13 protein-coding genes are annotated in these 12,421 nt (G+C 72.9%); 2 read left to right on the forward strand and 11 right to left on the reverse strand.

Annotated features, from left to right (window positions below; translation table 11 throughout):
• Positions 1-30: 30 nt before the first annotated feature.
• Together ABD347_RS05375 and ABD347_RS05380 are read right to left on the reverse strand one after the other, a co-directional pair.
• A complete protein-coding gene (locus tag ABD347_RS05375) occupies positions 31-282 on the reverse strand; it encodes a hypothetical protein (protein WP_344357027.1) in 252 nt (83 codons plus the stop codon).
• Positions 283-294: 12 nt separating this feature from the next.
• Positions 295-783: a GbsR/MarR family transcriptional regulator gene (locus tag ABD347_RS05380; protein ID WP_344357030.1), complete on the reverse strand. Its 489-nt coding sequence runs from the start codon at positions 781-783 to the stop codon at positions 295-297.
• 63 nt (positions 784-846) lie between these two features.
• Between ABD347_RS05380 and ABD347_RS05385 the strand changes: the two genes are divergently transcribed.
• Positions 847-1,737: an ABC transporter ATP-binding protein gene (locus ABD347_RS05385; RefSeq protein WP_344357033.1), complete on the forward strand. Its 891-nt coding sequence runs from the start codon at positions 847-849 to the stop codon at positions 1,735-1,737.
• Positions 1,734-3,293, forward strand: a complete 1,560-nt coding sequence (locus tag ABD347_RS05390) for an ABC transporter permease (RefSeq protein ID WP_344357036.1) — start codon at positions 1,734-1,736, stop codon at positions 3,291-3,293. The genes ABD347_RS05385 and ABD347_RS05390 overlap by 4 nt, the downstream gene beginning before the upstream one ends.
• A 3-nt stretch (positions 3,294-3,296) precedes the next feature.
• Here ABD347_RS05390 and ABD347_RS05395 read toward each other — a convergent pair whose 3' ends face one another.
• From ABD347_RS05395 to pyrE, 9 genes are all read right to left on the reverse strand, one after another.
• Positions 3,297-4,496, reverse strand: a complete 1,200-nt coding sequence (locus tag ABD347_RS05395) for a cytochrome P450 (RefSeq protein ID WP_344357038.1) — start codon at positions 4,494-4,496, stop codon at positions 3,297-3,299.
• Positions 4,497-4,507: 11 nt separating this feature from the next.
• Complete coding sequence (locus ABD347_RS05400) at positions 4,508-5,167, reverse strand: response regulator (protein WP_344357040.1); 660 nt, start codon at positions 5,165-5,167, stop codon at positions 4,508-4,510.
• On the reverse strand, positions 5,164-6,447 hold the full coding sequence (locus tag ABD347_RS05405; protein WP_425575581.1) for a sensor histidine kinase: 1,284 nt from the start codon (positions 6,445-6,447) through the stop codon (positions 5,164-5,166). Before ABD347_RS05405 ends, ABD347_RS05400 begins: the two co-directional genes overlap by 4 nt.
• Positions 6,448-6,705: 258 nt before the next feature.
• Complete coding sequence (locus ABD347_RS05410) at positions 6,706-7,593, reverse strand: alpha/beta hydrolase family protein (RefSeq protein ID WP_344357043.1); 888 nt, start codon at positions 7,591-7,593, stop codon at positions 6,706-6,708.
• An 89-nt stretch (positions 7,594-7,682) separates the two neighbouring features.
• The gene (gene kynU / locus ABD347_RS05415) at positions 7,683-8,885 is read right to left on the reverse strand and encodes a kynureninase (RefSeq protein ID WP_344357046.1); all 1,203 of its coding nucleotides are present in this window, start codon (positions 8,883-8,885) and stop codon (positions 7,683-7,685) included.
• Positions 8,878-9,723, reverse strand: a complete 846-nt coding sequence (locus ABD347_RS05420) for a tryptophan 2,3-dioxygenase family protein (RefSeq protein ID WP_344357048.1) — start codon at positions 9,721-9,723, stop codon at positions 8,878-8,880. Before ABD347_RS05420 ends, kynU begins: the two co-directional genes overlap by 8 nt.
• A 445-nt stretch (positions 9,724-10,168) precedes the next feature.
• Positions 10,169-10,582 (reverse strand): DUF3151 domain-containing protein, encoded by a 414-nt coding sequence (locus ABD347_RS05425; protein WP_344357051.1) that lies wholly within the window; start codon positions 10,580-10,582, stop codon positions 10,169-10,171.
• Positions 10,583-10,659: 77 nt separating this feature from the next.
• On the reverse strand, positions 10,660-11,757 hold the full coding sequence (gene fbaA / locus ABD347_RS05430) for a class II fructose-bisphosphate aldolase (RefSeq protein ID WP_344357052.1): 1,098 nt from the start codon (positions 11,755-11,757) through the stop codon (positions 10,660-10,662).
• Between the two features lie 107 nt (positions 11,758-11,864).
• On the reverse strand, positions 11,865-12,413 hold the full coding sequence (gene pyrE, locus ABD347_RS05435; RefSeq protein ID WP_344357055.1) for an orotate phosphoribosyltransferase: 549 nt from the start codon (positions 12,411-12,413) through the stop codon (positions 11,865-11,867).
• Positions 12,414-12,421 lie beyond the last annotated feature (8 nt).

Below are 12,421 nucleotides of genomic sequence, written 5' to 3' on the forward strand. Positions count from 1 at the left end.
GGCGGCGCGCCCGGCCGGGGCGCGGCGGGCCTACAGGGCGTCCAGCGGGCCGGTTACGGGGGCCTGGGTGTTCGCGTCGTCATCGTCGTCGTCCGGGGAGCCGGGAAACATCAGCCAGGCGCCGGCGCTGATCATGCCCAGCGACGTCAGGCCGAGGGCCGGCTTGAGCAGCCGCATGGCGCCCGTCCACTCGTGGGGCGAACCGAACACGATCCAGAGAGCGAGGGCGATCCCCGCGAGCAGGACGACGACGGCGGCGGTGCGACGCAAGGCGATCGGCATCGGTCCGGTGTCTCAGTCGCCCTCGCGGGCCGTGGCGGCGCGGTGCTCCTGCCAGCGGTCCAGGAGTCCGCGCATCTCCTTCTGGAGGAACGCGAAGAAGTCGGCCGTCTCGGCCACCCTCGCGCCCGCCGCCGAGTCCGTGCCCAGCGTCTCGGCGCCGTCGCGCAGGACGGTCTCCCAGCGGGTGAGCACCTGGTCGCGGCGGGTGAAGGTCTCGTACCAGAGCTCGTTGTGCAGGACGTACCGGTCGCGCCGGGAGCCCGGTTCCCGCTCGCGGCTGACCATACCGACCTGGTTGAGGTAGCGGACGGCACCCGAGACGGCGGCCGGGCTGATCCGCAGCCGCTCCGAGAGTTCGGCGGAGGTCAGTGAACCGCTTTCGGAGGCGAGCAGCGCGGCGAAGACGCGGGAGGCCATGCGCTGCATACCGGCCTCGGCCAGCTCGGCGGCGAAACGCTCCACGAAACGGCCGGACGGTGCTTCCTCGTTCCTCATGGACATACCTCCGACTTTATACGCTTCCTTAACTTCACAAATTTGTGAAACTACCGTACGTTCAAAACCATGACGAACGCCATCACCGTCTCCGGACTCCACAAGTCGTTCGGGCGGACCCACGCACTGGACGGCCTCGACCTGGCCGTCGCGACCGGCGAGGTCCACGGCTTCCTCGGCCCGAACGGGGCCGGCAAGTCCACCGCCATCCGGGTCCTGCTCGGCCTGCTGCGCGCCGACTCCGGCGCCGCCCAGCTCCTCGGCCGCGACCCCTGGCGCGACGCCGTCGAGCTGCACCGGCGGGTGGCGTACGTCCCCGGTGACGTGACCCTGTGGCGCAACCTCTCCGGCGGCGAGGTCATCGACCTGTACGGACGGCTGCGCGGGGGCCTCGACCCGGCCCGCCGGGCCGAGCTCGTCGAGCGGTTCGAACTCGACCCGACCAAGAAGGGGCGTACGTACTCCAAGGGCAACCGCCAGAAGGTCGCCCTGGTCGCCGCCTTCGCCTCGGACGCCGACGTACTGATCCTCGACGAGCCGACCAGCGGCCTCGACCCGCTGATGGAGGGGGTCTTCCAGCGGTGCGTCACCGAAGCCCGCGAGCGCGGCCGGACGGTGCTGCTCTCCTCCCACATCCTCAGCGAGGTGGAGAGTCTCTGCGACCGCGTCAGCATCATCCGCAAGGGCCGCACCGTCGAGACCGGCTCCCTCGCCGAGCTGCGCCACCTCACCCGGACGAGCGTCACCGCCGAGCTCGCCGGACCGCCCGACGGGCTCGCCCGTCTGCCGGGCGTCCACGACCTCGACGTACAGGGCCACCGCGTCAGCCTCCAGGTCGACACCGACAAGCTCGACGCCGTGCTGCGGTCCCTCGCCGCCTCCGGCGTCCGGTCCCTCACCAGCACCCCGCCCACCCTGGAGGAGCTGTTCCTCCGCCACTACGAGGAGGCCGGGCGATGAGCGCCTTCGCCGGGACCGGCACCCTCACCCGGCTCGCCCTGCGCCGCGACCGGCTGATGCTGCCGCTGTGGGCCCTGGTCGTCGGCGGCATGGTCGCGAGCGGCGCCGGCTCGCTGGAGGCCCTGTACGACACGCCCGCGAAACGCGCCCGCCTCGCCGCGTCGATGACCGCCAACAGCTCGATGCGCTCGCTGTACGGGCCGGTGTTCGGCGACTCGACCGGAGCTCTGGTCGCCTGGCGGTTCGCCACCTTCGCGGCGGTGCTGGCCGCCGTCATGAGCCTGGTCATCGTCGTACGGCACACCCGGGAGGAAGAGGAGACGGGACGCCAGGAGATGCTCTCGGCCGCCCGGGTGGGCCGCCGGGCACCACTGACGGCCGCACTGCTCACCGCGCTCGTCGCCAACACCGCCGTCACGCTGATCATCACCGCCGGGCTGTCCGGCGAGGGCACCGCCGGGGCATTCGCGCTGGGCCTCGCGGTCGGCGGCACCGGCATGGTCTTCGCCACCCTGACCGCGATCGTCGCGCAGCTGACCGAGAGCGCCCGGCTCGCCAAGGGCCTCACGGCGGCGCTCCTCGGCCTCGCGTTCGCGCTGCGGGCGGCCGGTGACGCAGGGGGCTCCACAGCGCCGACCTGGGCCTCCCCCATCGGCTGGGCGCAGCACGTCCGGGCCTTCGCCGGCGAGCGCTGGTGGGTGCCGCTGCTGATGGCCGGGGCGGTCGCCGCCCAGGGCGCGGTGGCGTACGCGCTGTCCGCCCGCCGTGACGTCGGCATGAGCTTCCTGCCCGCCCGTCCCGGGCCCGCCTCCGGCCGCATCGCCTCGGCGGGCGGTCTGGCCTGGCGGCTCCAGCGCGCCGGGCTCCTCGGATGGACGGCCGGTTTCCTGGTCGCGGGACTGGTCTTCGGTGGCATGGTCGAGGGCGCGAGCGACCTGGTCGGCGACAACGAGCAGGCGCGGCGGATCTTCGAGCGGATGGGCGGGCAGGCCGGGCTGGAGGACGCCTTCCTCTCCACGATGACCGGCCTGTTCGGCATGGTGGCGGCCCTCTACGCCGTCGGGTCGGTGCTCCGGCTGCACGGCGAGGAGACCTCGCAGCGCGCCGAACCGGTCCTCGCGGGCGCGGTCGGCCGCCTCCGCTGGGCCGCCGGCCACCTGGTCATCGCCTTCGGCGGCGCGGCCGCGCCGATGGTCGCGGCGGCGGCCGGGCTCACCCTCGCGTACGGCAGGGACGGCGGTCCGATCCTGGGCGCCGCGCTCGCCCAGCTCCCGGCCGTCTGGGTGCTCGGCGGCCTGGCCGTGCTGCTGCACGGGGCATTCCCCGGGGCGGCCCCGGCGGCGTGGGGCGTGGCCGGGCTGTGCCTGGCCCTCGGCTGGATCGGCCCGGCGCTGGACCTGCCCGGGGCGGTGCTGAACCTGTCGCCCTACGGCCACCTGCCGAAGCTGCCGGGTACGGAGATGGGCTGGGCCCCGCTCCTGGTCCTCACCGCGCTGGCGGGGGCGCTGGTGGCGGCCGGTCTGGCGGGGCTCCGGCGGCGGGACCTGCTCACCTGAGGGTCAGACCTCGACGAGCAGGCCGTCCAGCCCCCGGATCACGAAGTTGGGCCCGCGCTCCGGCTCCTTCACCGGCCGGAGCGCGGGCGCGCGCCGCAGCAGGGCCGTCATCGAGGCGGCCAGCTCCATGCGGGCCAGCGGGGCGCCGACGCAGTAGTGGATGCCCGCGCCGAAGGAGATGTGAGGGTTGTCCGCGCGGGACAGGTCCAGCGTGTCGGGGCGGTCGAACACGTCCGCGTCACGGTTGGCCGAGCCGAACAGGAGGGCGACCTCCGAGCCGCGCGGGACGGTGGTGCCGCCGATCTCGATGTCGTCCAGCACCCAGCGCTCGAAGAGCTGCAGCGGGGTGTCGTGGCGGAGCAGTTCCTCCACGGCCGTGGACACCTCCACCCGCCCCGCCCGCAGGGCCGCCAGCTGCTCCGGGTGGCGGAAGAGCGTCCACCAGCCGCCCACCGTGGCGTTGACCGTCGCCTCGTGGCCGGCGTTCAGCAGCAGGACGCAGGTGGAGACCATCTCCTGCTCGCTCAGCCGGTCGCCCTCGTCGTGTGCCGCGATCAGCGCGCTGATCAGGTCCTCACCGGGCGAGGAGCGCCGCTTCGCGATCAGCTCCCGCAGGTAGGCGGAGAACTCCAGCGACGCGGTGACCGCACGGGCGGCCGTCTCCTCGTCGGGGCTGAGTTCGTACATCCCGCAGATGTCGGCCGACCAGGGCCGCAGCGGCGCCCGGTCGGACTCGGGGATGCCCAGCATCTCGGCGATCACGGCGACCGGCAGGGGCTCGGCGACGGCCGTGAGCAGGTCGCCCCCGCCCTCGGCGACCAGGGCGTCGACGAGTTCGCCCGCCAGCCGGTGGACGTAGGGCCTCAGCCGCTCGACCGTGCGCGGGGTGAACGCCTTCGACACCAGGCGCCGGACACGCGTGTGGTCCGGCGGCTCCAGGTCCAGCATCCCGTGGTCGTTGAGGGTGTGGAACGGCTCGTGCGCGGCGGGCGGCGGCGTACGGCCGAAGTCCTCGTCCGTGAAGCGGTGCCGGTACGTCCGCCCCAGCCGCCGGTCACGCAGCAGCGCGGACACGTCCGCGTGGCGGGGGACCAGGTACTGCCGCGTCGGCTCGAACCAGTGCACACGGCCACGGGCGCGCAACTCGGCGTAGGCGGGGTAGGGATCGGCGACGAAGGCGGGGGACCACGGGTCGAAATCCATGAGCGGAGACCTTAGCCCGGCGTCACCAGCCGCGCCTCGTACGCGAAGACCGCCGCCTGCGTACGGTCCCGCAGACCGAGCTTCACCAGGATGCGGCTGACGTGTGTCTTGATCGTCGACTCGGCGACCACCAGGTGGGACGCGATCTCGCCGTTCGACAGGCCCTGGGCGATCAGCACCAGGACCTCCGTCTCCCGTTCCGTCAGGTCGCCGACCTGCGCGAGGGCCGGCGGGCGGGCCGTCTCGGCGGTCTTGGCGAACTCGGTGATCAGGCGCTTGGTGACGGTCGGCGCCAGCAGGGCCTCGCCGCCCGCCACGACCCGCACCCCCTCCGCCAGCTGCCGTGCGGAGGCGTCCTTGAGCAGGAAGCCGGACGCCCCGGCGCGCAGCGCCTGGTACACGTACTCGTCGAGGTCGAACGTCGTCAGGACCAGCACCTTGGCGTCGCCGTCCGCCGCGACGATCTCGCGGGTGGCGTCGATGCCGTTCATCTCCGGCATCCGGATGTCCATCAGGACCACGTCCGGGCGGAGCGCCCCGACCTGCCGGACCGCCTCCCGGCCGTTGACGGCCTCGCCGACGACCTCGATGTCGGGCATCGCGTTCAACAGGACCGAGAAGCCCTCACGGACCATGATCTGGTCGTCGACGATCAGTACGCGGATGGTCATGATTCCTCCCGGACTTCCCTGGGCGCCGGGATGAAGGCCGCGACCTCGTAGCCGCCGCCCTCCGTCGCCTCCGCCGTCATCTCGCCGTCCAGCATCGCCACCCGCTCCCGCATGCCCGTGATCCCGTGCCCGGCACCCGGCGAGGGCTTGACGAGGCCGCGCGGCGGCCCGTTCAGCACCCTCAGGCCGAGCCCGCCGAGCACGTACGCCACCTCCACCTTGGCGGACGCGCCGGGCGCGTGCCGCAGCACGTTGCTGAGCGCCTCCTGGACGATCCGGTACGCGGACAGCTCCACCCCCTGCGGCAGCTCCCGCGCCGCGCCGGTCACGGTGGCGTCCACGGTGAGGCCCGCCTCGCGGACGTTGGCGATCAGCGAGTCCAGGTCGGCGAGTGTCGGCTGCGGCGCGTCGGGCGCCTCGTAGTCCTCGGCCCGTACGACGCCGAGGATGCGGCGCAGCTCGGCCAGCGCGGCGACCGCGTTCTCGCGGATCGTGGCGAAGGCCTGCTCCAGCTCGGGCGGCGGGTTCTCCACCCGGTACGGGGCTGCCTCCGCCTGGATGGCGACGACCGACATGTGGTGGGCGACCACGTCGTGCAGTTCGCGGGCGATGGTGGTGCGCTCCTCCAGGAGGGTGCGCCTGGAACGCTCCTGCGCGGTGACCGTCTGCTGGGCGGTGACCTCCTCCTTCGCCTGCCGGCGGGTGTGGAGGACGATGACGCACAGCAGGGCGAAGGCGGAGACGACCAGCATGGGCGCGGTCTGGGCACCGCCGCCCCGGCTGAGGACGGCCTCGCAGAAGAACCCGTAGACACCGGTGAGGGCCCACATCCAGGCGCTGGTGCGGGGGCCGGTCCGGGCCGCCACCACGGTCAGCACCACGACGTGGGCGGCGAAGCTGGTGGGCGCCCAGGGCCAGCCGTCCCAGAAACCGGAGAGCACGCTCACGAACGGGGCGGTCACCAGCGACAGCCAGAAGGCGCCCACGGGCCGCACCAGCGTCAGCAGCACCGCGGCGGCCGGGACGAACCCGGTGACCGGCTGCCCGTCGGTGTACCCGATGGCCAGGACGACCAGTGCGGCGCCTGCCACCAGGGCGTGCGGGAACCAGCCCACGTACTCGCGTATGGAACGGGGCAGCCGCCTGGTCACCGGGCCGCCGGTGCCCATGGGCGGGAGCAGCCGGTAGGCGAAGGCGTCGTCGAGGAGCTCACGGCGCATGCCCATGAACATGCCGTGAGCCATCCGGTACTCCGGACTGCGCGTCTTGGTGTCGGTCACATCAGCAACCGTAAGCAGAGCCGGGCACACGGTCGTCACCTTCGCTATGGATCCTTCCGCGTCCCTCCCAGGTACTACAGGGCCGACCAGGCGCGGAACGCCCCGGCCTGTGTCCGGGCCCACTCCGCGAGGCGCGCGCCCGGCGGCCGGTGGCCCTCTCCGCGGGCCGAGGCCGCCACGCCCTCCCCGGCCGTCCCCGTCCGCCTCCGGCAGGAGGCCGATCACGTGCCGTCGCGGCCGGCCCGGTCCCGGTCCCGGCTACCAGGCGAGCTGGGCGATCTCCTCCGCCACCACCGCGCAGGCGTCCGCGGCCGGGTCGATCAGCGGGAAGTGCCCCACCCCGTCCAGCAGCGTCAGCCCGACCATCTCCCCCGCCATCGCCGCCGCGTCCACGTACGCCTCGGCGACGGCCTGCGGGACGACGGTGTCCTCCCGCCCCTGGACCACCGCCGTGGCGATCCCGGTCGGCAGCAGCGCGGCCGGGTCCGCGTACCCCGCACGGTCCTCGGATGCGCCGTCCCCGCCGAGCAGCTGCCGTACCGCGCCCGCGCACACGTCCAGCTCCACCGCCCGCCCGAAGTGCGCGATGGGTGCCAGGGCGACCACCCCGCGCAGCGCGGGCGGGGCGTCCAGCCGCCACGGCGCCCCGACGGGCAGGACGTGCCGCGCGGCCGACCACAGCGCCAGGTGCCCGCCCGCCGAGTGGCCGGTGACGACCGTGCGGCGCGGGTCGGCCTGCGGCAGGTGCGTCCGCGCCAGGCCGGGCAGCGCGTCCAGCGCGGCGGCGACGTCGTCGAACGTCTCCGGCCACCGCCCGGCGACGGGCCCCCCGCCCCGCGGTGAGGTGCCCTCACCGCGCGGTGAGGGGATCTCACCGCCCCGCCGGTACTCCACGTTGGCGACGGCGAATCCGCGTCGCGCCAGATAGTCCACGAAAGGAGTGAGGTGCCGCCGGTCGTACGGCGCCCGCCACGCCCCGCCGTGCAGCACGACGACGAGCGGCGCGCGGTCGCCCCCGCGCGGGGCGTAGAAGTCCACCACCTGGTCCGGATGATCACCGTACGGAGCGGTGGAGTCCGGGTCCACGGGCGGGTGGGACAGGGCCGACGCTTCCTCGGCGGCGTCGCGCGCGGCGGGGTCGGGCATGGTGCTCAACCTTTCGGTGACGAGGCCGAATTGGCCTGACCTGCGGGGACGGTATCAGCACTCGCGCCCCCGCAGATCAGGGCCGAACATCAGCCCGTACGCCCCGAAAGGACGTCCGCGAGGACGCGCGCCGCGCGCTCCGCGTCCGCGAAGGAGACGTACAGCGGAGTGAACCCGAACCGCAGCACGTCGGGGCGGCGCAGGTCGCCGACCACGCCCCGGGCGATCAGCTCCTTCATCACGGCATGGGCGTCGGCGCAGCACAGGCTCACCTGGCTGCCCCGTTCACCGTGCGCCTCGGGGGTCACGGAGGTGACCCGGCCCTCGGGCACATAGGTCCGGACGCACTCCAGGAAGAAGTCCGTCAGGGCCAGGCTCTTGGCCCGCACCACCTCGACGGGCACGCCGTCCCACACGTCCAGCGCCGCCTCCAGCGCCAGCATGGACAGGATGTCGGGCGTCCCCACGCGTCCCCGCGCCGCGCCCTCCGCCGCCGCGTAACCGGGCGTCATCGCGAAGGGGTCGGCGTGCGAGTTCCAGCCGGGCAGCGGGGAGTCGAAGCCCGGCAGGTGGCGCTCGGCGACGTACAGGAAGGCGGGCGCGCCGGGGCCGCCGTTGAGGTATTTGTACGTGCAGCCGACCGCCAGGTCCACGCCGTGCGCGTCCAGGTCCACCGGCAGCGCGCCGGCGCTGTGGCACAGGTCCCACACGGCCAGTGCGCCCGCCGCGTGGACGGCCGCCGTGATGCCCGGCAGGTCGTGCAGCCGGCCCGTGCGGTAGTCGACGTGGTTGACGAGCGCGGCGGCCGTGCGCGGGCCGAGCGCGTCCGGCAGGTCACCGGGGAGGGCGGCCACCAGCCGCTTGCCGGTGAGGCGGGCGGCCGACTCGGCGATGTACCCGTCCGTGGGGAACGTCGTGGCGTCCACGATGATCTCGTCCCGGTCCCCGTCGGCCAGCCGTACCGCTCCGACCAGCGCCTTGAAGACGTTGACGCTCGTGGAGTCACCGACGATCACCTGACCGGGCGCCGCGCCGACGAGCGGGGCGATCCGGGCGCCGATCCGTTCCGGAGCGGTCCACCAGCCGCTCTCGTCCCAGGAGCGGATGCGCAGCTCGCCCCACTCACGGCTGATCACGTCGGCCATACGGTCAGGTACGTGGCGGGGCAGCGCGCCGAGCGAGTTGCCGTCGAGGTAGACGACGCCGTCGTCGAGCGCGAACAGCTCCCGCCGCCCGGCCAGTCGGTCCCTGGCGTCGAGCGAGGCCGCGCGGTTCTCGAGGTCCTCAGACATGGCTGCGCGCCGTCCACACCTCGGGGAACACGTTCTTGCGGGTCCGCTTCTCCAGCCAGGCCACTCCGGCGGAACCGGCCGTGCCCGTCTTGGCGCCCATCGCCCGCCGCGTCGCCACCAGGTGGTCGTTGCGCCACCGCCAGACCAGCTCGCCGACATCGGTCAGTGCCTCACCGAGCCGCACCAGTTCCGCGTGCTGGTCCGCGTCGGAGTAGATCCGGGCCCAGATGTCCTCGACCGCCTGCGACGGCTCGTACTTCTGGGACAGGTCCCGGCGCAGGACGCTGTCGGGGACCGGGTGCCCGCGCCGGGCCAGGAGCCGCAGCACCTCGTCGTACAGGCTCGGCTCGTGCAGGGCCTTCTCCAGTTCCGCGTGGACACGCGGCGCGCCCCGGTGCGGCACCAGCATCGAGGCGGACTTCTCGCCCAGCAGGAACTCCAGCCGCCGGTACATCGCCGACTGGAACCCGGAGCCCTCGCCGAGGGCGCCGCGGTAGGAGTTGAACTGTGCCGGGGTGAGGCGGGCGAGCGGCTTCCAGGAGGCGTTCAGTGCCTCCAGCTCGCGTACGGAGCGGTCCAGTGCGTCCATCGCCACCGGGATCCGGTCCTCGCGCAGGGCGCGGCCCGCGGTCTCCCACTCGTGGACGATCACGGTGAACCACAGCTCCATGACCTGGGTGGTGACCAGGAAGACCATCTCTCCCGGATCGTCCGAGAGCGGGTGCTGGAGGTGGGTGAGGACGTCCGCCTGGACGTAGTCCTCGTACGGCGTCGTGCCCGTGTACTCCAGGTTCGGGGTGTCCGAACCGGGCGCGGAGGCATCGGGGGAAGTAGACATCGCTGTCTCCATCAATGCGTGCTACCGGGTAGCGGTCTGCCCCTTCCCTCAGCGGTGGAGCCCCGGTCCCCTCGGGACCACGTCTGTGCGCGTGGTCCCAGTCGCATCATGACACGCGAGGCCCTTCGATGTACCGGCCGGCGGTGTCATACGGCCAGGCATCGGACGTGCGGCCGCCCAGCCCCTTGATCGGCCGCGCTCGGCCGCGCTCGGCCGCAATCTGCCGCGCTCTGCCGCGCTCCGCCGCGTCATCACCGGTGCGCGCCGGCATCCGCCGGCACGGCCCACGCGCCGGCGGATGCCGGTCCGGTGCCCGGCCTCGTGGTGATGCGACGGGGTGCGTGACCGTATCGATCACGCACCCCGGAACGGCGCGGCCCGCCTCACCCCGGCCGGAAGGAGCCGGTCGGGGCGGGCGGGCCTCACCGACGCGAGAGCTCCCGGTTCAGCCGAGGGTGTCCGCCGCCAGGGGCGACGAGTCGCGGAGGAACGCCGAGCACCGCTCGTACTCCTCCTGCTCGCCGATCGCCTGCGCGGCACGCGCCAGGGCGTGCAGAGCACGGAGGAAGCCGCGGTTCGGCTCGTGCTCCCACGGCACCGGGCCGTGGCCCTTCCAGCCGCTGCGGCGCAGGGCGTCCAGGCCCCGGTGGTACCCGGTCCTGGCGTACGCGTAGGACTCGACGACCCGGCCGCCCTCGAACGCGTCGTCGGCGAGCTGGGCCCAGGCCAGGGAGGAGACGGGGTACTTCGCCGCGACGTCCGCGGGCGCGGTGCCGCTCGCGAGCAGCTCCCGGGGCTCCGGGTCGTCGGGCAGGTGGGTGGGGGGCGGTCCCCCGAGCAGGTTTTCGTGAATGGCCATGCCCCAAGTGTCACAGGCCCGGCACCGCGTCCGCGATACCGGGCCCGTGCCGGACGATCGATGTCGTACCGGGGGTGTTACTTCAGCTTGGTCCCGGTCGAGCGCAGCGCGGCGCAGGCCTCGGTCACGCGCTTGGCCATGCTCGCCTCGGCCAGCTTGCCCCAGGTGCGCGGGTCGTAGGTCTTCTTGGAGCCGACCTCGCCGTCGACCTTCAGCACACCGTCGTAGTTCTTGAACATGTGGTCCGCGACCGGGCGGGTGAAGGCGTACTGGGTGTCGGTGTCGAGGTTCATCTTCACGACGCCGTTCTCCAGCGCGGTGCTGATCTCCTCCGCCGTGGAGCCGGAGCCACCGTGGAAGACGAAGTCGAACGGGTCGGCCTTGCCGAAGCGCTCGGCGACGCCCTGCTGGAGGTCCTTGAGCAGCTCGGGGCGGAGCACGACGTTGCCCGGCTTGTAGACACCGTGGACGTTGCCGAAGGAGGCGGCCAGCAGATACCGGCCCTTCTCGCCCAGGCCGAGCGCCTCGGCGGTGCGGATGGCGTCGTCGACGGTGGTGTACAGCTCGTCGTTGATCTCGTGGGTGACGCCGTCCTCCTCGCCACCGGTCGGGGTGATCTCGACCTCAAGGATGATCTTGGCGGCGGCGGCCTTGGCCAGCAGTTCCTGGCCGATGGCCAGGTTGTCGGCGAGGGTCTCGGCCGAGCCGTCCCACATGTGCGACTGGAAGAGGGGCTCCTGGCCCTTGGCGACACGCTCGGCGGAGACGTCGATCAGCGGACGTACGTAGCCGTCCAGCTTGTCCTTCGGGCAGTGGTCGGTGTGCAGGGCGATGGTGACGTCGTACTTCGCGGCGACGATGTGCGCGAACTCGGCCAGGGCGACCGCGCCGGTCACCATGTCCTTGCTGTACTGGCCGCCCAGGAACTCCGCGCCACCGGTCGAGATCTGGATGATGCCGTCGCTCTCTGCCTCGGCGAAGCCACGGAGGGCGGCGTGCAGAGTCTGCGACGAGGTGACGTTGATGGCCGGGTAGGCGAACTTGCCTGCCTTCGCCCGGTCGAGCATCTCGTTGTAGACCTCGGGGGTTGCGATGGGCATCTGTCCGCTCCTTGTGATCTGCGGTTGCGTAGCTGCTGATCCCTGACCTGGGGGCGACGTCATCGTCGCACCCATCTTTCCAGACTCCGCCGCGGGCTCCACCCCCCGTACCACGGGGGGCGGACTGTTTCACGTGAAACAGTCCGCCCCCCGGTGACGTCGCAGGTCACAGCCCCAATGACTCAGCCCAGGCCCAGCTCGTCCAGGCTGTACGCGTACAGGTAGGGCACCCCGGCCGTCTGGCTGATCCGCTCGCCCGCGCCGGTCGCCCGGTCCACGATCGTGGCGACGGCCACGACCTCGGCGCCGGCCTCGCGGACCGCCTCGACGGCGGTGAGCGGCGAGCCACCGGTGGTGGACGTGTCCTCCACGACCAGGACGCGGCGTCCCTTGATGTCCGGGCCCTCGACGCGGCGCTGCATGCCGTGCGCCTTGGCGGCCTTGCGGACCACGAAGGCGTCCAGCGTCCGGCCGCGCGCGACGGAGGCGTGCAGCATCGCGGTGGCCACCGGGTCGGCGCCCAGGGTGAGGCCGCCGACCGCCTCGAAGTCGAGGCCGGCGGTCAGATCGAGCATGACCTGCCCGACGAGCGGCGAGGCCGCGCCGTCCAGGGTGATCCGGCGCAGGTCGACGTAGTAGTCGGCCTCCAGACCCGAGGAGAGGGTCACCTTGCCGTGCACCACGGCCTTGTCCTTGATCTGCTGGAGCAGATCGGCTCGTACGTCAGTCATGCCCATGA

Source organism: Streptomyces gobitricini, from assembly GCF_039532985.1.
Taxonomy (GTDB): Bacteria; Actinomycetota; Actinomycetes; order Streptomycetales; family Streptomycetaceae; genus Streptomyces; species Streptomyces gobitricini.